The sequence below is a fragment of the Paenarthrobacter sp. NPDC057355 genome, from assembly GCF_042667405.1.
GTDB lineage: Bacteria > Actinomycetota > Actinomycetes > Actinomycetales > Micrococcaceae > Arthrobacter.
Genome location: NZ_JBHVAL010000020.1, coordinates 65,011 through 86,601 on the forward strand (window position 1 = coordinate 65,011; position 21,591 = coordinate 86,601).

The 21,591-nt window shown below is 63.7% G+C and carries 20 protein-coding genes; 13 read left to right on the forward strand and 7 right to left on the reverse strand.

Annotation, left to right across the window (positions count from 1 at the left end):
- Window positions 1–72: 72 nt before the first annotated feature.
- Together ACFUOZ_RS18335 and alr are read right to left on the reverse strand one after the other, a co-directional pair.
- A complete protein-coding gene (locus ACFUOZ_RS18335; RefSeq protein WP_377550713.1) occupies window positions 73–1,680 on the reverse strand; it encodes a PucR family transcriptional regulator in 1,608 nt (535 codons plus the stop codon).
- Window positions 1,670–2,902, reverse strand: a complete 1,233-nt coding sequence (gene alr / locus ACFUOZ_RS18340; RefSeq protein WP_377550715.1) for an alanine racemase — start codon at window positions 2,900–2,902, stop codon at window positions 1,670–1,672. Before alr ends, ACFUOZ_RS18335 begins: the two co-directional genes overlap by 11 nt.
- A 111-nt stretch (window positions 2,903–3,013) precedes the next feature.
- Between alr and ACFUOZ_RS18345 the strand changes: the two genes are divergently transcribed.
- On the forward strand, window positions 3,014–4,528 hold the full coding sequence (locus ACFUOZ_RS18345) for an amino acid permease (RefSeq protein WP_377550717.1): 1,515 nt from the start codon (window positions 3,014–3,016) through the stop codon (window positions 4,526–4,528).
- Complete coding sequence (locus ACFUOZ_RS18350; RefSeq protein ID WP_377550718.1) at window positions 4,525–6,231, forward strand: flavin monoamine oxidase family protein; 1,707 nt, start codon at window positions 4,525–4,527, stop codon at window positions 6,229–6,231. Before ACFUOZ_RS18345 ends, ACFUOZ_RS18350 begins: the two co-directional genes overlap by 4 nt.
- An 80-nt stretch (window positions 6,232–6,311) precedes the next feature.
- Here the strand turns inward: ACFUOZ_RS18350 and ACFUOZ_RS18355 are convergent, their stop codons facing one another.
- Together ACFUOZ_RS18355 and purU are read right to left on the reverse strand one after the other, a co-directional pair.
- Window positions 6,312–6,833 (reverse strand): gamma carbonic anhydrase family protein, encoded by a 522-nt coding sequence (locus ACFUOZ_RS18355; protein WP_262277761.1) that lies wholly within the window; start codon window positions 6,831–6,833, stop codon window positions 6,312–6,314.
- 89 nt (window positions 6,834–6,922) lie between these two features.
- On the reverse strand, window positions 6,923–7,774 hold the full coding sequence (purU, locus tag ACFUOZ_RS18360) for a formyltetrahydrofolate deformylase (protein ID WP_377550721.1): 852 nt from the start codon (window positions 7,772–7,774) through the stop codon (window positions 6,923–6,925).
- Window positions 7,775–8,011: 237 nt separating this feature from the next.
- On the opposite strand from purU, the gene glyA reads away from it, so the two are divergent.
- Together glyA and ACFUOZ_RS18370 are read left to right on the forward strand one after the other, a co-directional pair.
- Entirely contained in the window at window positions 8,012–9,304 is a 1,293-nt protein-coding gene (glyA, locus tag ACFUOZ_RS18365) for a serine hydroxymethyltransferase (RefSeq protein ID WP_377550723.1), read from the forward strand.
- 123 nt (window positions 9,305–9,427) lie between these two features.
- Window positions 9,428–10,321, forward strand: coding sequence for a bifunctional methylenetetrahydrofolate dehydrogenase/methenyltetrahydrofolate cyclohydrolase (locus tag ACFUOZ_RS18370; RefSeq protein WP_377550725.1), 894 nt, complete (start codon window positions 9,428–9,430; stop codon window positions 10,319–10,321).
- A gap of 85 nt (window positions 10,322–10,406) precedes the next feature.
- Here the strand turns inward: ACFUOZ_RS18370 and aqpZ are convergent, their stop codons facing one another.
- Window positions 10,407–11,186: an aquaporin Z gene (gene aqpZ, locus ACFUOZ_RS18375; protein WP_377550727.1), complete on the reverse strand. Its 780-nt coding sequence runs from the start codon at window positions 11,184–11,186 to the stop codon at window positions 10,407–10,409.
- 47 nt (window positions 11,187–11,233) lie between these two features.
- Window positions 11,234–11,461, reverse strand: a complete 228-nt coding sequence (locus ACFUOZ_RS18380) for an antitoxin (protein WP_377550729.1) — start codon at window positions 11,459–11,461, stop codon at window positions 11,234–11,236.
- Window positions 11,462–11,714: 253 nt separating this feature from the next.
- Here ACFUOZ_RS18380 and ACFUOZ_RS18385 point away from each other — a divergent pair, with 253 nt between their 5' ends.
- From ACFUOZ_RS18385 to ACFUOZ_RS18425, 9 genes are all read left to right on the forward strand, one after another.
- Window positions 11,715–12,644, forward strand: coding sequence for an ABC transporter ATP-binding protein (locus ACFUOZ_RS18385; protein WP_377550746.1), 930 nt, complete (start codon window positions 11,715–11,717; stop codon window positions 12,642–12,644).
- 9 nt (window positions 12,645–12,653) lie between these two features.
- Window positions 12,654–13,508: an ABC transporter permease gene (locus ACFUOZ_RS18390; RefSeq protein WP_377550731.1), complete on the forward strand. Its 855-nt coding sequence runs from the start codon at window positions 12,654–12,656 to the stop codon at window positions 13,506–13,508.
- A complete protein-coding gene (locus ACFUOZ_RS18395; protein WP_377550733.1) occupies window positions 13,505–14,338 on the forward strand; it encodes an ABC transporter permease in 834 nt (277 codons plus the stop codon). The genes ACFUOZ_RS18390 and ACFUOZ_RS18395 overlap by 4 nt, the downstream gene beginning before the upstream one ends.
- A gap of 125 nt (window positions 14,339–14,463) precedes the next feature.
- A complete protein-coding gene (locus ACFUOZ_RS18400; protein WP_377550735.1) occupies window positions 14,464–15,030 on the forward strand; it encodes a hypothetical protein in 567 nt (188 codons plus the stop codon).
- 10 nt (window positions 15,031–15,040) lie between these two features.
- A complete protein-coding gene (locus tag ACFUOZ_RS18405) occupies window positions 15,041–15,883 on the forward strand; it encodes an exodeoxyribonuclease III (protein WP_144662365.1) in 843 nt (280 codons plus the stop codon).
- An 11-nt stretch (window positions 15,884–15,894) separates the two neighbouring features.
- A complete protein-coding gene (trpS, locus tag ACFUOZ_RS18410) occupies window positions 15,895–16,986 on the forward strand; it encodes a tryptophan--tRNA ligase (RefSeq protein ID WP_377550738.1) in 1,092 nt (363 codons plus the stop codon).
- Between the two features lie 4 nt (window positions 16,987–16,990).
- The gene (locus tag ACFUOZ_RS18415) at window positions 16,991–17,668 is read left to right on the forward strand and encodes a 2'-5' RNA ligase family protein (protein WP_377550740.1); all 678 of its coding nucleotides are present in this window, start codon (window positions 16,991–16,993) and stop codon (window positions 17,666–17,668) included.
- Window positions 17,595–18,680 carry a YihY/virulence factor BrkB family protein gene (locus ACFUOZ_RS18420; RefSeq protein ID WP_377550742.1) on the forward strand — a complete coding sequence of 362 codons (1,086 nt, stop codon included), beginning with the start codon at window positions 17,595–17,597 and terminating at the stop codon, window positions 18,678–18,680. Before ACFUOZ_RS18415 ends, ACFUOZ_RS18420 begins: the two co-directional genes overlap by 74 nt.
- Before the next feature lie 33 nt (window positions 18,681–18,713).
- Window positions 18,714–18,866 (forward strand): hypothetical protein, encoded by a 153-nt coding sequence (locus tag ACFUOZ_RS18425; RefSeq protein ID WP_262277776.1) that lies wholly within the window; start codon window positions 18,714–18,716, stop codon window positions 18,864–18,866.
- Window positions 18,867–18,943: 77 nt separating this feature from the next.
- Here ACFUOZ_RS18425 and ACFUOZ_RS18430 read toward each other — a convergent pair whose 3' ends face one another.
- Entirely contained in the window at window positions 18,944–21,418 is a 2,475-nt protein-coding gene (locus ACFUOZ_RS18430; protein ID WP_377550748.1) for a hypothetical protein, read from the reverse strand.
- Between the last annotated feature and the right edge of the window lie 173 nt (window positions 21,419–21,591).

The following is a 21,591-nucleotide window of genomic DNA, read 5'->3' on the forward strand; positions in this document are numbered from 1 at the left end:
GGCCGGACTAGGTGCCGAAAAGGGGCAAAAATGAGTGGTGAAAAGGGCTTGCACAGATGAATCAGGATTCCTCTAGGTGGTGCCCACGAGGTCAGCCATCACCAACTCATCCACGTACTGCAGCGCTATCCACAGCTCAGCCCGGACCTGTGCCTGGTTGAGGTCCATGTCCAGGAGTTCGCCCAGCACGCCGATCTGCCGCCGGACGCTGTTGCGGTGCAGGCCGAGGAGTTTGGCCGACGCGTCCCAGCTGCCGTTTTCGCTGAGCCATCCCCGCAGGACGGACAAAAGTGGATCCCTCCGATCCGGCTCGAGCGCCAGTATCGGTGCAAGCAGGCGCTCAGCAAGGATGGACCCCGCCTCCCGGCCCAGCAATCCGGTCACGGACCAGGTCACTTCATCGACCCGGGCGCTCACACCGCTGGAGACCACGCGGCTTCGCAAGGAACTGGCCCGCTGATAGGCCGCTGATAGTCCATGAAGCTCGGTGGGCTCCCCAATGACCAAGCGCCAGCCGAGCTTTTCGACGTCGGCCAACAGGGAATCGTCCACCTTCAGGCGGGTAATTGCGGCGAAACCGTACTCGGTGATCTCTACCAGCTTGGTATCGAAAAGCCGGCGCCACTGGAGAACTTCGCGCACGGGGCCATCGTCCACCGCCCCGTCCACCCTGACCCCCTGAACCACCCGCATCTGGGCAGACCGGGTTGACGAAAGGCTCTGTGCCAGTAAATCCTTCAATCCGTTGAGGTGTTTCGTTCCGCCAGACACCAGCGACTCCGGATGCAGCAACATCGCCGTGGCCAGTTGGCTGGGAGCAAGGGAGCCGCTGGTCCGCTGCCGGACAAGCAATTCAAGCAACCCCACGGCCGCCTGGACCACGTTGTTCTGCGCGGGAGAGAGCGGCGCATCCGAGCCAAGGATCAACGCACCCAGATTGGCGTCTTTGGTGCTGCGGAGCGGGTGTCCGAACACCAGCGCAGATCCGGGTTGTTCAAAGCCGTCCATCTCCACGCGCGGACCGCTGCCGGACAGCAAACGCTCAAGCATGGGTGCCAGCAATGAATGTTCGACGCCGGTGCTGCCTCCGGCATTGTGCCCACGGGCGCGGACCCGCCCGTCAGCCCCCACCAGGAGCGCCCACACAGGCACGCGCTGGACAAGGGCGGCCAGCAGTTCGTGTTCGGGCCTGGGGGAGAGTACCGCGCGCATGAGTTGGCGGTTGGTCTCGGCCAGCTGCCGGAAAACCCGGGCGTTGTCCGACTCCAACAGCTGCGAGAATTCAAGGCCGATCGCCGCGAAAGGCACCGATTCCGGGACCTCGAACAAGGTGAGGTTGTGCGTGCGGCATGCTTCGATCAGGGCGTCGGGAACGGCGTCGAAATAGGGCCTTATGCCGAAGCCGAGCGCGGCCACCTTCGCATCCACCAGCCGCCGGACGTAGGCATCCACCTTGGCCGCCGAGCCACCCTTCCCAAGGAAAGGCAGCCCGGCCGTGAGAAGGAACTCGCCCTCCGGCAAGTAGGGAGTGGGGTCTTCCAGCTCACTGGGTTCCACCCACCTCAGCAACGACGCGCCGCTGCCGCCGTCGTGAAGCAGGGTCAACTCCGGCGGCAGCTGCTCAACGAACTGTTCGAGCGTAACGAAACTGAGGCGGGCGGTGGCGGGCTCAGGCGACATTGCCCTGCCCGGCGGGGGCCGGCTCCTGGTAGTCGGGGCATTCGTAAGCGCTGGTGGAGTAGGCGCGGGGGAGTCGTGGCGCTATCCGGTTGATGATTTCGTCACCGTGGCTGCCGATCGCGGCGCCCCAGTCGTCGGCGCTCGCCGCCCCTGTGGAGGGATCACCGAAGAGCACAGCGGTGTCGCCCACGGCAATTCCGGAGGCGTCGGGTCCAAGGTCCACCATGAACTGGTCCATGCAGACTTTGCCGATCACGGGGACGCTGCGGCCTGCGATGTTCACTACGGAGCGGCCGCTGATGCCCTTGGGAATGCCGTCCGCATAGCCCAGCGGGATTAGTCCGAGGTACCTGGGTTCGTACGTAATGGCCTGGTGTTCGTAGCTCACGCCTGTGCCTGCGGGCACCTTTTTGACCATCACCAGCGGCGCCGTGACGCTGAGCGCCGGGCGCAGGCCGAAATCCGCAGGGTCCAAGTGGTCGGCCGGAGCCAGGCCATAGATTGCCAGCCCGGCGCGGACCATGTCGAAGTGGAATTCGGGGCGGTCGAGGATATTTGCGGAGCTCGAAACATGCCGGAGCTCTGGTGTCAGTCCGGCCTCACGGGCCTCACGAACGGCGTCCTCGAACTCTGCAACGGCGGCGGCGTTGCCCGGGTGCGCGGGGACATCGGCCCAGGCGAGGTGGGTCCAAAGGCCCCGGACGCGCAGGGTACCGTCGAGCTCCGCTTGCCGTGCCTGCGCCACGAGTTCCGGCCAGTCTTCCTTGCGGGCGCCGCCGCGGCTAAGACCGCTGTCCAGTTCGAGGTGCACGACGGCGGGACGGCCAAGGCGCGCCGCGATGCCTGCCAGCACCTCGAGTTGGCCAACGCTCCCGAGGGAGACATCGATGTCGTTTTCCAGTGCTTCCAGAATCGTCGCGCTTGTCTGGGATGCCAGATAGAGCCACGAGAGAATCGGCAGCGTTATACCCGCCTTGCGGAGGGCGATGGCTTCCGAGAGCTGGGCAGTGCCTAGCCAATCCGCCCCCGCATCGGCTGCGGTTTTGGCAACTTCGACCAGGCCATGGCCGTAGGCGTTGCCCTTGACGACTGCCATGAAGAACGGCGCTTCGGTGCGCTGTTTCAGGGCTTTGACATTGTCTGAAATAGCAGACAGGTCAACGGTGACTTGTCCGGAGAGGACCGCCGAGGCGGCCTCTTGATAGTGTGCATTACGTCTCATGGTTGAACACTATAGGTCATTTTGCACCGTGGTGAGAGATGGCTCACATGCCAGTCTTGTGGAGGGGAAATCGAAAACTACTTTGAAGGGACGTCAAGGGTGACTGTGCCTGTGAACACCAAAAACACGGCGGCGGTGAGTGCTGCCAGGCTGGGCCTGGGAGCCCAGTTACTGCGTCGGAAGCCCATTGGGCAAATGGTCAGCGAGTCGGGCAGCGGAGAAGGCGGCACACCGCTTGTGCGCAGCTTCGGCGTGCTGCAGCTGACCATGATCAGCGTCGGCGCCACCCTGGGCACCGGCATCCTCGTCATCCTGGGCGAATCCGTTCCGCTGGCGGGTCCGGCGATCTGGATCTCCTTTGTCATCGCCGGGCTGGCCGCGCTCCTGTCCGCTGTGTCCTACGCCGAAATGGCCGGGCTTGTTCCGGTGGCCGGATCCAGTTACTCCTACTCCTACGCCACCATGGGCGAAGGGATGGCGTGGATCTGTGGCTGGTGCCTCGTGCTCGAATACGCGGTTTCCGTGGCAGCAGTCGCCGTCGGGGCCGGACAATACGTCAACGAGACCCTGGCTGCCTTCGGGCAATTCCTCCCCGACGCGTTATCGCAACCACCGGGTGACGGGGGCCTGGTCAACGTACCCGCCGTGGTGATCGTGGTCTTCGCCATGATTCTCCTGGTCAGGGGTGCCCGTGAGAGCGCCTGGATCAACACCGCCATCGTCATCGTCAAGGTGGGCATCCTGGTCTTCTTCTGCGCAGTGGCCTTTACGGCTTTCAACGCGGGTAACTTCGAGCCACTCCTGCCCATGGGTGCCGCCGGCGTTTCCGCGGCCGCATCAAGCGTGTTCTTCTCCTACATCGGCTTCGACGCCGCCTCCACCGCGGGTGAAGAGGCCAAGAACCCCAAGCGCGACCTGCCCCGGGCCATCATGCTCTCCATGGTGATCGTCACCACCATCTACGTCCTGGTCGCAGTGGCGGCCATCGGTGCCCGTCCCTGGGGATGGTTCGACGGGACCGAAGCGGCCCTGGTGCAGATCCTGCACGAGATCACCGGCCAGCCCTGGATCGCCCTGGTGTTTTCCGTCGGCGCTGTGCTTGCGATCGCCAGCATCGTGTTGACGGTTCTCTACGGACAAACCCGCATCATGATGTCCATGTCCCGCGACGGCATGGTGCCCAAAATCTTCGGCCGCGTCTCCCGCCGAACCGGCACTCCGGTGGCCGGGACGCTCATCATTGGTATCGCCGTCGCCCTCACGGCCGGTTTGGTGCCGCTCGGTGCGCTCGCCGACGCCACCAGCATCGGCACCCTATTCGCCTTCGCTTTGGTGAACATCGCGGTGATTTACCTCCGGCGTAACCGACCTGACCTGGAGCGCAGCTTCCGGGTTCCCCTGTACCCGATCACGCCGATCCTGGGCGCCCTGATGTGTGGCTACTTGATGATCAACCTCGGCGCCGACACCTGGATTACCTTTGCGGTGTGGATGCTGGTGGGCATCGCCATCTACTTCGGCTATGGACGCCGGAACTCCAAGGTAGCCGCGCTCAGCGAGCAGGACTACCGTGAACTGACAACCAGGGCCATGGGCCCGGAACCTGTGAAAGCAGCAAAGCCATGACCATCGCTACCGAACTCCCACTCGCAGACGCGGCCGCTCCCGCTTCGGGCCCCGCGGAGGCCCCCATCACCATGCTCAACCCGGATTTCCCCTTCAGCTACGACCACTACCTGGCCAACCCGGCCGGACTGGGGGCGGTCCCGGAGGAGAAGTACGGGACCGAGGTCGCCGTTATCGGTGCCGGGCTCTCCGGACTCGTCACTGCCTACGAACTCATGAAGCTCGGCCTCAAGCCGGTCATTTACGAAGCCGACCAGATCGGCGGCCGGCTCCGGACAGCCAGCTTCCCCTCCGCCCCAGGCGTTGTGGCTGACCTCGGCGGCATGCGCTTCCCCGTTTCCGGCAAGGCCTTCTACCACTATGTGGACCTGCTGGGCCTGGACACGAACGATTTCCCCAACCCCATGGCTCCGGCAACGTCCAGCACCGTGATCGAACTCGCGGGCAAGAAGCACTACGCCACCACTGCCGATGAGTTGCCGGAGTTCTTCCGCGAGGTCGCAGACGCCTGGAAAGCCGCGATCAACGACGGTGCCGCTTTTGCTGAAATGCAAGAGGCCATCAAAGCGCGCGACACCAAGCGGATCAAGGAACTGTGGAACGCCCTCCTTCCCGAGCTGGATGAACAAACCTTCTACGGCTTCATCGCAGCCAGCAAGTCGTTCAAGGAAGCCGGGTTCGCGCACCGCGAGGCTTTCGGCCAGGTAGGTTTCGGCACTGGTGGCTGGGATACCGACTTCCCCAACTCCATCCTTGAGATCCTGCGCGTCGTGTACACCGACGCCGATGACCAGCACCGCTCCATCGTGGGTGGAGCGCAAAGGCTCCCTGAGGCACTCTGGAACCACGCGCCGTCGGGCATTATGCACTGGCCGGAAGGCACCTCGTTGGCCTCGCTGCACTCAGGTTCACCCCGCGGAGCGGTGGACAACATCCGCCGTGCTGACAACGGCGACCTCGTGGTCCGGGAAAACTGGGGGCGCGAAGCCAGCTACCAGGCCGTGGTGACCACCTGCCAGTCCTGGCTGCTGTCCACCCGCATCCACACCGAAGAAGCCCTTTTCCCCGCTGAGATGTGGACCGCGATCGAGCGTTCCCACTACATGCAGTCGTCCAAGACTTTCGTGATGGTGGACCGGCCGTTCTGGAAGGACATCGACCCGGAGACCGGGCGCGAAGTCCTTTCCATGACGCTCACCGACCGTCTCAACCGGGCAACGTACTTGCTCGACGACGGCCCTGACAAGCCCGCCGTCATCCTCCTGTCCTATACCTGGAACGACGACGCCCTGAAGTGGCTCGCGCTCACCGCGGAGGAGCGGGTGAAGCTGATGCTGCACTCGCTGGAGCAGATCTACCCGGGCGTAGACATCGCCGGCCACATCGTGGGCCAGCCGATTACGGTGTCCTGGGAAGCTGACCCGAACTTTATGGGTGCCTTCAAAGCGAACTTGCCGGGGCATTACCGTTACCAGCAGCGGCTGTTCACGCACTTCAAGCAGGACAAGCTGCCCCAGGACCAGCGCGGCATCTTCCTGGCCGGCGACGACGTGTCCTTCACTGCGGGCTGGGCCGAAGGCGCTGTGACCACGGGCCTGAATGCCGTGTGGGGCGTAGTGAACCACCTGGGTGGATCCTCGGCTGCGGGGAACCCCGGTCCGGGCGACCTGCTGGACGAGCTCGGCCCGATTTCGCTGGACTAATCCTCACCTATGCGTTGCGAGGCCCGCTCTGCGCACTACATCCTCAGGTTGGGGCGCAGAGCGGGCCTCGCATTCCGCACTTAAGAGGCGTGCATCTCCCTGTGCGCGGCGGCCAGTTCCTTGTAGTGGGCGGCGTTGTGTTTCACGCCTTCGAATTCCTCGTCCGTGAGCTCACGGCGGACCTTCGCGGGGACACCGGCTACCAGCGACCGCGGCGGGATGACCGTGCCCTCAAGGACCACTGCGCCTGCAGCAATGAGCGAGCCCGTGCCGATCACGGCGCCGTTGAGGATGGTAGCGCTCATGCCGATGAGGCAGTCGTCCTCCACAGTGCATCCGTGGACTACGGCGCTGTGCCCCACGGAGACGCGCTCGCCAACCGTGCAAGGGAAGCCGGGATCTGCGTGCAGGACCACGTTGTCCTGGAGATTGGATCCCGCACCAACCTTGATGGCGGCGGTGTCGGCCCGGACGGAGACACCGTAGAAGGCGCTGGAGTCCTGGGCCAGCGTCGCCTTTCCGATGATTGATGCCGTCGGTGCCACGAAGGCGGTTTCATGAATGGCCGGGGTGTCCCCGGCAAAAGTGTAAGAGGGAGCCATGTGCCCCAGCATATTCCCAACTAGGTAACAGCAAACGTCGCTATGAAGGGCCAGTGGAACGTTTGCTGTTACCCAGTTGGGTGCACAGGTTAGTTGAACACCACGGTGCGGGTGCCATCCAGCAGCACCCGGTGTTCGGCGTGCCACTGGACAGCCTGTGCCAGGGTGCGGCCTTCGACGTCGCGACCCATCTGGACGAACTGGGCAGCCGTGCGGGCGTGGTCCACCCGAATGACTTCCTGCTCGATGATCGGGCCCTCGTCCAGGTCCGCGGTCACATAGTGTGCCGTGGCGCCGATGATCTTCACGCCGCGGGCGTGCGCCTGGTGGTACGGCTTGGCCCCCTTGAAGGAGGGGAGGAACGAGTGGTGGATGTTGATGGCCTTGCCGTTCAACTCCGTGCAGAGATCGTTGGAGAGAACCTGCATGTAGCGCGCCAGGACGGTGAGCTCAACGTCGTGCTCGGCAATGAGTTTCAGGAGCTCTGCCTCGGCCTGCGGCTTGGTTTCAGGAGTGACGGGGATGTGGTGGAACGGGATGCCGTAGAACTCGGCCAGGGGCTCCAGGTCCCGGTGATTGGACACAATTGCCGGAACCTCGATGGCCAAGGTGCCTGCCCTCTGCTGGAACAGGAGATCGTTGAGGCAGTGGGCATCCTTGGAACAGAGGATGATGGTGCGCACCTTTTCGCCGACAGGGTTGATTTGCCACGTCATGCCGAAGGTTTCGGCGACAGGCCGCAGCGCCGCCGTCAGCTCCGCCTGGGTGCTCGACGTCGTTGCCTCCACGCGCATGAAGAAGTTGCCTGTGGTGGGGCTTCCGTACTGTTGCGAATCAGCGATGTTGCACCCGGCAGCAAGGAGGGCGCCGGCAACAGCGTGCACGATGCCGGGGCGGTCGGGGCAGGAAAGGGTCACAACAAAAGCGGTGGAGTCAGTCACACGGACAAGCCTACCGGTGCTGCCTTGTTGTACTGTTAACGGGTCGCAACTGGCGTTGGGTGGACTACCACCAGGGAGCGGCAATCACGAAGACCACGGATCGTACGCCTGGGCCGAGGGTCATGTCTTACCGTCGCACGCACGTGACCGATGCCTCCCGTCATTAACGGGACGCGGGAATGCTGCTGCCGGTAGCCTGACCTGTAGCACCACCCGTTGCCTAGCCAGGAGATCTCCGTGACTACCACCACTTCAGCGTCTGTCAGCAACCAGTCGCTCGCCGAACTCGATCCCGAGATCGCAGCAGTCCTTAACCAGGAGCTTGGCCGCCAGCGCGGCACCCTGGAAATGATCGCTTCCGAAAACTTCGCCCCCCGCGCTGTGATGGAAGCGCAAGGCTCCGTCCTGACCAATAAGTACGCCGAGGGTTATCCGGGCAAGCGCTACTACGGCGGTTGTGAATACGTCGACGTCGCTGAGCAGCTTGCCATCGACCGCGTCAAGGCTCTGTTCGGCGCCGAGTACGCCAACGTCCAGCCGCACTCCGGTGCACAGGCCAACGCTGCAGCACTGTCCGCCATGATCACCCCGGGCGACAAGATCCTTGGCCTGTCCCTGGCCCACGGTGGCCACCTGACCCACGGCATGAAGCTGAACTTCTCCGGCAAGCTCTACAACGTAGCCGCCTACCAGGTCGAAGAAGACAACTTCCGCATCGACATGGACAAGCTCCGCGAGCAGGCCATCGCCGAGAAGCCGCAGGTCATCATCGCCGGCTGGTCCGCGTACCCCCGCCACCTCGACTTCGCCGCCTTCCGCTCCATTGCGGACGAAGTTGGCGCCCTGCTCTGGACCGACATGGCCCACTTCGCCGGCCTGGTTGCAGCAGGCCTGCACCCGAGCCCGGTGCCGCACTCCGACGTCGTCACCTCCACCGTGCACAAGACCCTCGCGGGCCCGCGTTCCGGTGTGATCCTGGCCAAGGAGCAGTACGGCAAGAAGATCAACTCCAACGTCTTCCCGGGGCAGCAGGGCGGCCCGCTGATGCACGTCATCGCGGCCAAGGCTGTTGCCTTCAAGATCGCCGGCAGCGAAGAGTTCAAGGAGCGCCAGGAGCGTGTCCTTGAAGGTGCCAAGATCATCGCCGACCGCCTGAACCAGTCCGACGTCGCCGATGCCGGCGTCTCGGTCCTCACCGGCGGCACCGATGTCCACCTGGTCCTGGTTGACCTGCGCAACTCGCAGCTGGACGGCCAGCAGGCCGAAGACCTCCTGCACTCGGTGGGCATCACCGTGAACCGCAACGCTGTTCCGTTCGACCCCCGCCCGCCGATGGTCACCTCGGGCCTGCGCATCGGTACGCCTGCCCTGGCTACCCGCGGGTTCGGCGCCACCGAGTTCACCGAGGTCGCCGAGATCATCGCCACCGCGCTGAAGTCCGGCTCCGCCACCGACGTCGAAAGCCTCCAGGCCCGCGTCGACAAGCTGGCCGCCGACTTCCCGCTGTACCCGCAGCACGAGCAGTGGTAACCAGCCCTCCCAAGGCTGAAAACGCATTACCCGGGCGTTGAACCGGAGCCAACGGGATCCGCCGCCACATCACCGGCGGCGGGTCCCGTTGGCATGAGCCTCCCACCAGAAAGAGCAGATGGAATGACACAGTCCACCGCACAGATCCTTGACGGCAAGGCCACCGCCGCAGCCATCAAGGCAGAACTGACCGAACGCGTTTCCGTCCTGGCCGGCAAAGGCATCGTCCCGGGCCTGGGTACCATCCTGGTGGGTTCAGACCCCGGCAGCACCTGGTACGTCGGCGGCAAGCACAAGGATTGCGCCGAGGTCGGCATCCAGTCCATCCGCCGCGACCTGCCCGAGGACATCACCCAGGAAGACCTGCTCAAGGTTGTCCAAGAGCTCAACGAGAACCCTGAATGCACGGGCTACATCGTCCAGCTTCCGCTGCCCAAGCACATCGACCAGGACGTCATCCTTGAAGCCATGGATCCGGACAAGGACGCCGATGGCCTGCACCCCATGAACCTTGGCCGTCTGGTGGCCAACGTGAACGGTGAGATGAAGTCGCCGCTGCCCTGCACGCCCAAGGGCTGTGTGGAGCTGCTTCGCCGCCACAACATCGAACTCAAGGGCAAGCGCGTCCTCGTGGTGGGCCGGGGCGTCACCATCGGCCGCCCCATCGGCTTGCTGCTGACCCGCAAGGAAGTCAACGCCACGGTGATCCTGGCCCACACCGGAACCGTGGACCTGCCCGCGGAACTGAAGCAGGCCGACGTCGTGATCGCTGCCGCCGGCGTGCCACACATGATCAAGGCCGGGGACCTCAAGCCGGGTGCCATCGTGCTCGACGTCGGTGTCAGCCGCGTGGACGACGGCAACGGCAAGGCTGTGGTCACCGGAGATGTTGACCCGGCTGCTGCCGACGTCGCCGCCTGGCTGTCCCCGAACCCGGGCGGCGTGGGTCCGATGACCCGCGCGATGCTGCTCGCAAACGTCGTGGAGAGCGCCGAGCGCCAGGCCGGCATCGCGTAGCTTTCTCCAAAACCCGGCAGGGCGCCTGCTCCCCACGGACCAGGCGCCCTGCGCTTTTAAGCCGTCATGTCCTGACAATCCGGAATCAGTTCGTCTTCGCTCCAAACACTTGCCGGTAGAGTGCTGCTGCTGCAACGGCTCCGGCTATAGGGGCGACGATGAACACCCAGAGCTGGCCCAGCGCCCAGCCCTCGCCGTACAAGGCGGTGGCGATGGAACGGGCCGGGTTCACTGAAGTGTTGGTCACCGGGATGCTGACCAGGTGGATCAGAGTGAGGCTCAGGCCAATGGCAAGAGCCGCGAACCCTGGTGCAGCACGCCGGTCCGTGACGCCGAGGATGACCAGAACGAAGACGGCGGTCAGCACGAATTCGATCACCAGTGCCGATACGAGCCCAAAGCCTCCGGGTGAGTGATCACCGAATCCATTGGAGGCGAAGCCGCCGGCCCGGGCGGTGGAGAAGAAGCCGTTGGGGCCTCCGGCGGCGATGGCGGCCAGGACGCTGGAGGCCGCCGCGCCGCCCACGATCTGGGCACCGATGTAGGCAGCGATGTCTTTGGCAGGAAACCGGCCCGCAACTGCCAGCCCGATGGTCACAGCCGGGTTGAAGTGCCCACCCGAGACGTGGCCGAACGCGTAGGCACCTGCCACGACGGTCAATCCGAAGGCCAGCGATACGCCGAGAAGGCCCACGCCCAACGTGTTTGCGGCATCCGGGAAGTTCGCTGCGAACAAGGCGGTCCCCACGCCACCAAGGACCAGGATGAAAGTACCAAGTGCCTCGGCTCCCAGCCTGGAAGCCGACGTCGGGCCGGCATCAGTATCGGTGGGACATGGGGTGGTTCGGGTAGTACGGCTGACCATGCTGGGCCTTTCACATGCTGGGTAGGGGGCGGGGTTGTCTCGAACGCCTACTGTTCAGGCGCCTCGTCCGACTCCGAAGTCTCGCCGGTCTCTCCCTTGACCTTTGCTACGTAGTCCGACGCTGCACCCTGTACCAGGTCAACCTGGCCGGCGAACTTGCCATCGGTCTTTTCGTCAAAGATGTATCCGGCCTTTTCGATGCCATCCTGAATGGCCTCTTCGTTGCCCTCGATGAGGTCCTTTGCCTTGCCCTGCAGATCATCAAAAAGTCCCATGGGGTTCTCCTGGCCATACGTTGTGGTTGCCGCGGAGCCGGTTCGCTCCACATATGGAGGGTCTGCCGAAACGCAGGTTCGTGACGCGGTTCAGCCCATCTTTTCCGAAGGATGCGGCGCGCGGAGAACTATATTCAATAAATTTGCGGAATAGATCTTTCACATCTTCCCCGGCGCTACTAGTCTGCTGAGGGTGCACAATGAAGCAATCCGCTCTGAAACCTCCCCGGAACCGTCGGAAACCAGCTTCGACATGAACCCACCCACAGTCATCAGCGCACTCAACCTCACCAAGGCGTACGGTGACCTCACCGCCGTCGACAACATCTCCTTCGACGTGCCGGCGGGGGAGTCCTTTGGCCTCCTGGGGCCCAACGGCGCCGGGAAGTCGACCACCATGAAAATGATCGGCGGCGTCTCCCAACGCACGTCCGGCTCGCTGAATATCATGGGCCTGGACCCGGAGACGCACGGGCCCGAGGTCCGTGCGCATCTGGGCGTCGTTCCACAGCAGGACAACCTGGACGAGGAACTGAAGGTCCGCGAGAACCTCATTGTCTATGGCCGGTACTTCGGGCTGCCCTTGAGCTACCTGCGGCCCAAAGCCGATGAGCTGCTGGAATTCGCCCAGCTGACGGACAAAGCAAACTCGAAGGTTGATGCGCTCTCCGGAGGCATGAAGCGACGGCTCACCATTGCCCGCTCGCTCATCAACGAGCCCCGCATCCTTCTCCTCGATGAACCCACCACCGGCCTTGATCCTCAAGCACGCCATATCCTGTGGGACCGGCTGTTCAGGCTCAAGGAAAGCGGAGTCACGCTCATCCTCACCACCCACTACATGGACGAGGCGGAGCAACTTTGCGACCGGCTCATCGTGGTGGACAAGGGCCGGATCATGGCCGAAGGCTCTCCGGCGGCATTGATCCGCGAACACTCCTCGCGCGAAGTACTCGAGCTCAGGTTCGGTTCCGAGCGGAACGCGACCATCGGCGTCGAACTTCAAGGCATCGGCGAGCGGCTGGAAACGCTGCCTGACCGCGTCCTTATCTACGCGCACGACGGCGAGGCGGCGCTGGAGCAGGTCACCGCGCGTGGGCTGCGGCCGCTGACCTCGCTGGTGCGCCGGTCCTCCCTGGAGGACGTGTTCCTGCGGCTGACCGGCAGGAGCCTCGTTGACTAAGGGGGACCGTTGACTGAGAAACCAATTACGACGCCGGCGCCTCCCTTGCGGGCACACTCGCCTGAGGTTTCGGCCGCGCGGGCGCGCCGCTGGGGTTCGTTCTACTACGCCGAACAAGTGCTCCGGGTCATGCGCAATTACGGGTGGTCCGTAATCCTGTACAGCGTCGGACAGCCCGTGGCATATCTGTTCGCCATGGGGGTCGGCCTGGCCAGTCTGGTGGACGCCAACAGTGTGGCTGCCTTCGGCGGGGTGAGTTACCTGGAGTTCGTGGCACCGGCGTTGCTGGTCTCCGCAGCGGTGATGACGGCGTCGGGAGAGTTTTCGTATCCCATAACCGACGGCTTCAAGTGGCGCCGGGTGTTTTATGGACCGCATGCCTCGCCGTTGACTCCGCAACAGATCGCCAGCGGGCACGTCATGGCCAGCACAGTGCGGTTCCTGCTGCAATCGGTGGTCTATTTCGCCGTGGTGGCCATGTTCGGTGCATCGCCGGGTCCGTGGGGGTGGGTCTCTGCGATTGTGGCGACGGTTGCTGCACTTTCCTTCGGATTGCCACTCATGGCCTACGCCGCGGGCATCACCCAGGACAAAGGTCAGTTCGCCTTGGTCCAGCGGTTCATCGTGATGCCCTTGTTCCTCTTCTCCGGGACGTTCTTCCCGCTGGATACCTTGCCGGTTGCGGTGCGTTGGATCGGCTGGATCTCCCCGGTGTGGCACGGGACGGAGCTGGGCAGGGTGTTCACCTACGGGATGGACGAGAATCCGCTGTTGACCATCACCCACGCGGTGTTCCTGGTGGCGGCCGCAGTAGTGGGCTGGGTACTGGTCCGCCGCCAATTCGTCAAAAGGATGGGCTCATGAGCGTCCTGACAGGGGGGCACAGCGCCACCGATCTTGCCCGGGAACGGAAGTTCGGTTCCCTGTACTCCCGCAACGCCAGGGCCGTGGTGGCGCGCGGCCTGATGGCGGCAAAATCGAGCACCTGGTTGGTGCTGGTGTCCGGGTTCTTCGAGCCGGTGCTCTTCCTCCTGGCCATGGGTGTGGGAATGGGCTCCATCGTCGGCACCGTCCAAGGTCCGGGAGGCGCGGAAATCAGCTACGCCGCCTACATCGCCCCGGCGCTCTTGGCGGTTTCGGCCATGAACGGTGCCATTTACGATTCCACGTGGAACGTCTTCTTCAAGATGAACTTCGCCAAGCTGTACCAGGGGATGCTCTACACCTCGCTGGGCCCGCTTGACGTAGCCATCGGGGAGATCTTCCTGGCGTTGCTGCGTGGACTCCTCTATGCCACGGGCTTCACGGCGGTCATGGGGGTGATGGGGCTGCTCACCAGTTGGTGGGCCATCCTGGTCATCCCGGCGTCGGTGCTGATCGCTTTCGGCTTCGCGAGCTTCGGCATGGGTATCACAAGCTTCATGAAAACGTTCCAGCAGATGGACTGGATCAACTTCTTCCTGCTGCCCATGTTCCTGTTCAGTGCCACTTTCTACCCGCTGAGCGTGTACCCGCAGCCGATCCAGTGGTTCATCCAGGCCATGCCGTTGTGGCACGGCGTCGAGCTTCTGCGGCAGATCAGCGTGGGCGTCTTCACTCCTGCGACCGCCATCCACGTGGGCTACTACTTGGTGATGATCGCGTTGGGAATCATGCTCACCACAGGAAGACTCCGCCGCCTCTTCCTCAAATGATGGAGTTTTTGTACAGATAACGCCCTTATGAGGGCCTTTTAAGCGCATTAGGTGTACAAAAACTCGCGTGTTCGCCGTCCGTGGAAGCGTCCTGGGCACCTGTGGGCGTTTGAGAGAATGGGGTCATGCAATCTCTCGGTGACCCGCACCCGTCCACGTCCCCCGCCGGTAAAGGCATGTTCAAGGGCTTCCGCATTGGTGGCCTGGGGATGACTGTCGTCATCATCGCCTTCCTGGTAGCTGTCATCTTCGCGGCCAACCAGAACGACGTCGTCGGTTGGGTCGTTGCTGTGGTGGCCTTCGGTTGGCTGGCATTGGCCACGTTCGTGGTCCTGAGTATCCGGCGGGCAGCCCAGCGGGCAGGGGCAAAGCTGACCGAAGCGCAAAATGCGTTCAACGCAGCAGCCGGCCGCGCGCCGTCGTCGAACGTTGCCGATAACGGGGGCACCCGGGTAGTTGCCGAGCGGAGCCAAGCGGACGAGGTCCGGGACCTCAAGCTGGACCACTCCTTCAAGATCGTCCAGGTCCAGGTCCGGGTGGTCGATGAGGAGCGGGCCAAGGGTGCTGCTGCGAATGAGGACACCATTAACCGCGCACTCGAAACCATCGCGATTACGGCCACCAATGCCAGGGATATGATCAAGTCTTCCGGCGGCTCCGACGAGCCCGTTGCCGGCACCATCATCGACTAGAGTAGAGCGGGTGAGTACGGCATTGAAGAAGGACTTCCTTCGCATCGCATCGGTCAACGTCAATGGCCTCAGGGCTGCCTATAAGAACGGCATGGCGGAATGGCTGGAGCCGCGCGAGGTCGACATTCTTTGCTTGCAGGAAGTCCGCGCTCCTGACGATATCGTCCGGAAGCTGATCGGCGAAGGCTGGCACATCCTCCACACCGAAGCTGAAGCAAAGGGCCGCGCAGGCGTTGCCATTGCTTCCCGTGAGGAACCCACCGCAACCCGCGTGGGCATCGGCGATTCCTACTTCGATACCTCAGGGCGCTGGGTCGAAGCCGACTTCAACGTCAAGAACGCGGCGGGGGAGTCCTCCACGCTTTCGGTGGTCAGCGCCTACGTGCACTCCGGCGAAGTCGGCACCCCGAAGCAGGATGACAAGTTCCGCTTCCTCGACGCCATGATCACCCGGCTTCCGGAGCTCGCCAAGCACAGCGACCACGCGTTGGTGGTTGGCGACCTCAACGTCGGGCACACGGAACTCGATATCAAGAACTGGAAGGGCAACGTCAAGCGTGCCGGCTTCCTCCCTGAGGAGCGGGCCTATTTTGACCGCTTCCTCGGCGAAGAAATCGGATGGAGGGATGTCCACAGGGGCCTGGCAGGAAATGTCGCCGGCCCCTACACCTGGTGGTCCCAGCGCGGTAAGGCCTTTGACACTGACACAGGCTGGCGCATCGACTACCACCTGGCCACCCCGGACCTCGCTGCGGCTGCGTTCTCCGCTGTGGTTGACCGGGCGCCTTCGTGGGACACCCGCTTCTCCGACCACGCACCGCTGGTAGTCGACTACCGGCTCCAAGTTCCCTAAGGTATTCCTCCATGACAAGCTCCACCACTGAAACCGCCACGGCTGCCGGCACGTCCACCAAACTGGCAGTTGGCGCCAAGCACAGGGTGCTCTCGGGCATGCAGCCCTCCGCTGATTCGCTGCACCTCGGCAACTACCTCGGCGCCTTGGTCAACTGGGTCCGTATGCAGGACGAGTACGACGCCGTCTTCTTCATCCCGGACCTCCACGCCATCACGGTTCCGCAGGATCCCGCGGAACTTGCCCGTCGCACCCGGATCACTGCTGCCCAGTACATCGCCGGTGGCGTTGACGTGGAGAAGTGCACCTTGTTCGTCCAGTCCCAGGTGCCGGAGCATGCCCAGTTGGCGTGGGTTCTGAACTGCATCACCGGCATGGGCGAGGCCGCCCGCATGACCCAGTTCAAGGACAAGGCCCAGAAACAAGGGTCGGACCACGCCAGCGTTGGCCTGTTCACCTATCCCATTCTGCAGGCCGCGGATATCCTCCTTTACCAGCCGCACGGCGTACCGGTAGGCGAGGACCAGCGGCAGCACGTGGAGCTCAGCAGGGACCTCGCCAACCGATTCAACAGCCGGTTCGGGGAGACGTTCCAGGTACCTGAGGCCTTCATCCAGAAGGAATCGGCCAAGATCTACGACCTCCAAAACCCCTCGGCCAAGATGTCCAAGTCCGCGGAATCACCGGCCGGGCTCATCAACCTGTTGGACGATCCCAAGACCGTGGCCAAGCGCATCAAGTCAGCCGTCACAGACGCCGAAACCGAGATCCGCTACGACCGCGAAAACAAGCCGGGCGTGTCCAACCTGCTGACCATCTACTCGGCCATCAGTGGTACTCCGGTGGAGAAGATCGTGGCCGATTACCAAGGCAAGATGTACGGGCACCTGAAGGTGGACCTGGCCGAGCTCGTCTCCGGTCATCTGGCACCCATCCGTGAACGTGCCAACGAACTCCTTGCCGATCCCGCGGAGTTGGACCGTCTCCTGGCACACGGCGCGGACAAGGCACGGGAAATCGCCTCTGCCACGCTCGCTGACGTCTACTCCAAGGTTGGCTTCCTGCCCTACCGCGGGGACCTCGGCAACCAGGGAGCCCTCTAAGTCCATGTGCGCCGCTGGCCAGCTCAACGTCAAGACCGACACCCGCAGCGGTGTGGGTCCTGACGACTCCCGCCAGCCTGCTGTCACCGGCGCTGACTGCGGCGCCGGTGACGCCATGTGCGTGGGAGTGATCCTCGGCTTCCCGCCGGAGATAGCCCGTGAGCTCCAGGAGTGGCGGGCTTCCTTCGGGGACCCCATGGCTGAGGTCATTCCGGCCCACATCACGTTGATCACCACCACGCCCACCCAGGACTGGGCTGCTACCCGGGAGCATGTGAGGGAAGTGGCCCGTAACCAGGAGCCCTTCCACATCACGATCTCCGGCACGGGATCCTTCCGGCCCGTCTCGCCCGTGGTGTTCGTCAATGTCGAAGAGGGCTTTGAGGAATGCGTGCAATTGCACGAGAAACTTCAGAGCGGTCCCCTCGAACGGACGCTTCCTTTTCCGTATCATCCGCACGTGACCGTGGCTCACGATGTCGCCCAGGAAAATCTTGATGAGGCCGAAACGGTCCTCAGAGATTACCGAGCCACCTTCCCTGTGGTTAGCATGGGACTTTACGAGCACGACACCAATGGAATTTGGCAGCTACGGGAAGAGCTCGACTTTGGCGGCGATACTGACGAAGAACAGCAAGCGGATTCAGGCCGCGGAGGCAGACGCTCCTCCACTGCCAACTGAACTGGCGAAACTCAAGCTCGAACTGCTCCGGAAGCGGCAGGACTGGGGACAGGCCAAGCGCGCCGGGGAAGGCCCGCTGAAGAAGGCCGGTGCTTTCTTCGCGCTTTTCATGGCGCGGCTGAACACCAACCGGGCCATGCGCTCGTTCCAACACTACACGCGCCAGCACGGGCCCCTGTTGAGTGCCGGCATCGGCTTCAACATGTTCTTCTCCGTAACAGGTCTTCTCACAACCGGCTTTGCTATCGCCGGTATCGTCCTGGGAGGCAACCCGGTACTGGAGGACGCCGTCATCCGGAGCGTGGCCTCCGCGGCTCCCGGACTGCTGCAGGTCAACGGCGGCGAAGGCCTGGTGGATCCCCAATCGCTGCTCAATCCCTCAGGTTTGGGCTGGACTGCGGTCATCGCTGCTGCCGTCACCATCTTCACCTCCCTCGGCTGGATCGCGAGCGTCAGGGAAGGCTTGCGGGGCGTCATGAACGAAGGCCCTTTGGTGCGTAACGCCATTCTCCAGAAGCTCATCGACGCCGGTACCCTGCTGCTCCTCGGCGTCATCCTTGTGGTCAGTGCCGGCGCTTCCCTGGTCTTTGGAACAGCGGCGGATTGGTTCTTCCAGCTGCTTCACCTTGACGAGAACGTTGCCGCCCCGATCGCCGCGGTCATCAAAATTGCGGTTCCGCTTTTGCTGAACTGCGCGACGGCGGCAGTGCTGTTCCGCATCGCCGGTGGCCTCTCGTTGACCCGGCGCGCGTTCCTTGAGGGAGTAGTGCTGGCAGGCGTAGGCACCACGGTTCTGCAGTTTTTCAGTACTGAACTCCTGGCCCGTTCGGGCAACAATCCCGTCCTGGCATCTTTCGCCATCATTATCGGCCTGCTGATCTGGTTCAACCTGGTGAGCCAGGTGTACTTGGTCTCGGCGTCGTGGTCGGCTGTTCGTGAGGCCGATACGGAATCGGGGGAGAACCCGCGGAAGAAGGTCCTCGGTTCGCGTCGAGTAGTGCCGCGTACCTGAGTAGTGCCGCGTACCTGATCAACTGGAGGCAGAATGAACAATCAGCTGTGGATTTCCTGCCTCCTGGGTGCTGCTGTGGGGTTGATCGTAGGGCAGTTGATTTTCAACTCACCCTTTTTGGGGATCCTCTTGGGGGTCGGTCTTGGCGCACTCGTGGGCGCAGCAGTGGGACCGCGCCGCCGTTAACAAGTGCAACGCGGGGTCACTTATGGCCCATGAACCACCCTTGGATGGGCCATAAGTGACTCCGCGTTGCTTGGAAACTAGGGGGACCGCACCAGTCCTTCCCACGCCACCGTCCAGTTGGCGGGAAATCCCGGGGCGTGACGATCCGGTCCGTTGTCCCAGCCCGCAGCCATCAGGGCCGCCGCGGCCAGGAGCCCACCGTTGCCGGGCAGATACAGCGGCAAAGAGTCAGTCTGGCGGTTGTGGCCGTTGGGAAGCACCGTGTTCTTTCCGGCCTCCAGCAGCAGCGCGTCCACGGCGGCCTCGGGATCGCCCAGGCGTGCTGCGGTCATGGCCATGACTGGGTAGTCCCAGCCCCACGTGCTGCCCCAGTCCCAGTCCGCCAGAACGTCCTTCAGCGTGGCCCGCATGACTTCGGGATCGATCAGGCCGGTCTGTGGGAGGACGCCAAGGGCGCACAGCATGGACGGGTGGTCCGTACGGATGGTGAAGGGTTCCACATCGATGGCAGCATAGACACCGTCCATCACCCGGGGCCGGACCATGCCCTCGGTCACATCCGACCACACAGGCACAGGCTCCAGTCCCAGCCGCTCCCGCCAGGTGGCCGCTGTTTGGAGCCCCCATTGCCAATACGCCAGCTCAAACGTGGGGTTCGTGACCGTGGACCTGATGGAGCCATAACTCTCCTGTGCCGGAATCAGGGGCGGCCCCAACTCAAACCCGCGCGAAGTCGGGTGGGCAAAACTGGCCATGAAAGCCGCCGACTCGAACACGATCTCCGCGAACTCCTCCAGCACCTCCCGGCTGGGGTTGGCCCGGTACACCAGCTCGGCCAGGTAGATGGGATGCGGTTGTTGCCAGATGAGGAAAGTGCCGATGGTGCTGGGGCTCTCCCGCCCGTCCGGCCCCACCTGTTTGGGCCAGCGCACACCCTCAAAACCCTGCTGCCTGGCGGTCTGCCGAGCCGCGTCCAAGATCGTTGAGTACCACCGCAGGGACGGCAGCAGGAGCTCCACCCGGTTCCAGTGCGCAAAGTGCGCCGCGTGCCACCAGTGCATCTCCAGGTGGAAGCGGCCACGCCAGGAATTGCACACCAGTCCCGTCTCTTGCGGCGGAAGCGAGCCCGAACAGTTGATCATCGTCAGGTATTGCGACAACACAATCCTGCGTTCCAGCTCTTTGGCCCGGGGATCACTGTTCGCGTCAAGCTCGATCGCACCACCGGAGTACCAGAACTGTGGCCACCAGGCTGCCGAGGCTGCCGCGACGCCGCTGCCGGCTTCCAGTTCCGGTGAACGCACGACGCCGGCCCCTGGCTTCGCCGTCCGGCTTTCGGCGGTTGCCGCCTGGCTCTGCTTGCTGTTGCCGCGGGGGATACAGTCACCGTCGCCGGCGGAAAGAAACGCGATGGAAAGATCCAGGACGTCCCGTTCGGTGGTGATCCGAATGGAGTGCTGACCCTCTTGCTCCACGCCCAGGCCTCTTCCCGTGACCACCACGGCATAGCGGGAGTCATCCAGTTCGCGGTGCACTACCCAACTCGTGGCGTCGTGAAGTGCGGCTTCGGCAGGCAGGTCAAGCATCGTGGTGTGGGCCTCGGGCTTGGTCCAGTCGGCGGCGTCATGCCAGGCTTCGGACCCGTACGGAAAGTCGATGCCAATCAGCAGTCCGTGCCCCAACGCCGGTGACTCCACTCGCAAGCCGAGTTCGTCGACGTCGGGATGGCACGCCGTCGTGACCTTGACGGGGTGACCTGCCAGCGTGAAGCGGCTGGTCACCGTGCCGGTCCAGAGGTCCAGGGTCTGTTCGGTCGCTGCGACATCGGACGGTGCCAGGGCGCGTTCCTGGCCGTCCTCAATCAGCCGGAAGCCGATCCGGCCGAGGTCCAGTCGGTGCGGATTTGCCCTCAGCCACGTCTCGCCCGCGGATGTATGCGTCTCGCGGTCGTTGACGATGTCGCCCACCATGTCCACGTACGGGACGGGACCACGCGGGGAATCGTAGAGCACGGCGGAATCGTCCAGTGTGTAGGGCTCGGCGGGCGGAACGGAATGCCAGGCCCATTGTGCTTGCGTCCCCAGGAGTGTTCCGGGCGGGAGTTCGTCGCGTGCTCCCACGGGGTACAGCCCGGGGAAAGTCTGCAGGCCCGTGAGGTCCATGGTGAAGGCGAATTCACCGTTGCCCACGGATACCGGGCTCCGCGGATCCAACACCTGCTGGCTGACATTGTGCCGGCTGACCAGGGCCTCCCGGTCGATGGCTTCCCGGTCACCGGACGCCCGGTCAACGATCCCGGCAGCGGGCTGGAGTACCACCGTGTCGTGGAGTTCGCGAAGGGGAAAGAAGGCTGCGCGTTCGTGGGGAGTCCTGTTGGGTCGGTGCAAGGTGAGGAACAGGCCGCCATCCAGTTTGCGGGCGATCATGCCGTGTCCACCGTCCTTGCTCCACAATGCCTCCGGTTCCTGAATCCATGGCCCCAGCACGGTCCCCGACTGGCTGCGGGCAATACCCATGGCATAGCCCTCCTCCCCGAAGCTGGACCAGAGCATGATGAGATTGCCGCTGGCGAGCCTGTGCAGGAATGGACCATCGGTGACGTGGAGGGGAGCGCCGCTGTGTGAAGGTCTGTCCAAGGGGCGGGACCACGGTGCTTCGGAAGCCGTGAACAGGACATGTGGTTCGCCTGCTGCGCGCCGGAGGTCGTGGCTGAGTCGCGGGGCGA

Coding starts and splice junctions, on each gene's coding strand:
- ACFUOZ_RS18335 (WP_377550713.1), bottom strand. CDS start 1,680: ATGTCGCCTGAGCCCGCCACCGCCCGCCTCAGTTTCGTTACGCTCGAA.
- alr (WP_377550715.1), bottom strand. CDS start 2,902: ATGAGACGTAATGCACACTATCAAGAGGCCGCCTCGGCGGTCCTCTCC.
- ACFUOZ_RS18350 (WP_377550718.1), top strand. CDS start 4,525: ATGACCATCGCTACCGAACTCCCACTCGCAGACGCGGCCGCTCCCGCT.
- ACFUOZ_RS18355 (WP_262277761.1), bottom strand. CDS start 6,833: ATGGCTCCCTCTTACACTTTTGCCGGGGACACCCCGGCCATTCATGAA.
- ACFUOZ_RS18370 (WP_377550725.1), top strand. CDS start 9,428: ATGACACAGTCCACCGCACAGATCCTTGACGGCAAGGCCACCGCCGCA.
- aqpZ (WP_377550727.1), bottom strand. CDS start 11,186: ATGGTCAGCCGTACTACCCGAACCACCCCATGTCCCACCGATACTGAT.
- ACFUOZ_RS18380 (WP_377550729.1), bottom strand. CDS start 11,461: ATGGGACTTTTTGATGATCTGCAGGGCAAGGCAAAGGACCTCATCGAG.
- ACFUOZ_RS18385 (WP_377550746.1), top strand. CDS start 11,715: ATGAACCCACCCACAGTCATCAGCGCACTCAACCTCACCAAGGCGTAC.
- ACFUOZ_RS18395 (WP_377550733.1), top strand. CDS start 13,505: ATGAGCGTCCTGACAGGGGGGCACAGCGCCACCGATCTTGCCCGGGAA.
- ACFUOZ_RS18400 (WP_377550735.1), top strand. CDS start 14,464: ATGCAATCTCTCGGTGACCCGCACCCGTCCACGTCCCCCGCCGGTAAA.
- trpS (WP_377550738.1), top strand. CDS start 15,895: ATGACAAGCTCCACCACTGAAACCGCCACGGCTGCCGGCACGTCCACC.
- ACFUOZ_RS18415 (WP_377550740.1), top strand. CDS start 16,991: ATGTGCGCCGCTGGCCAGCTCAACGTCAAGACCGACACCCGCAGCGGT.
- ACFUOZ_RS18425 (WP_262277776.1), top strand. CDS start 18,714: ATGAACAATCAGCTGTGGATTTCCTGCCTCCTGGGTGCTGCTGTGGGG.
- ACFUOZ_RS18430 (WP_377550748.1), bottom strand. CDS start 21,418: ATGCTCTGGTCCAGCTTCGGGGAGGAGGGCTATGCCATGGGTATTGCC.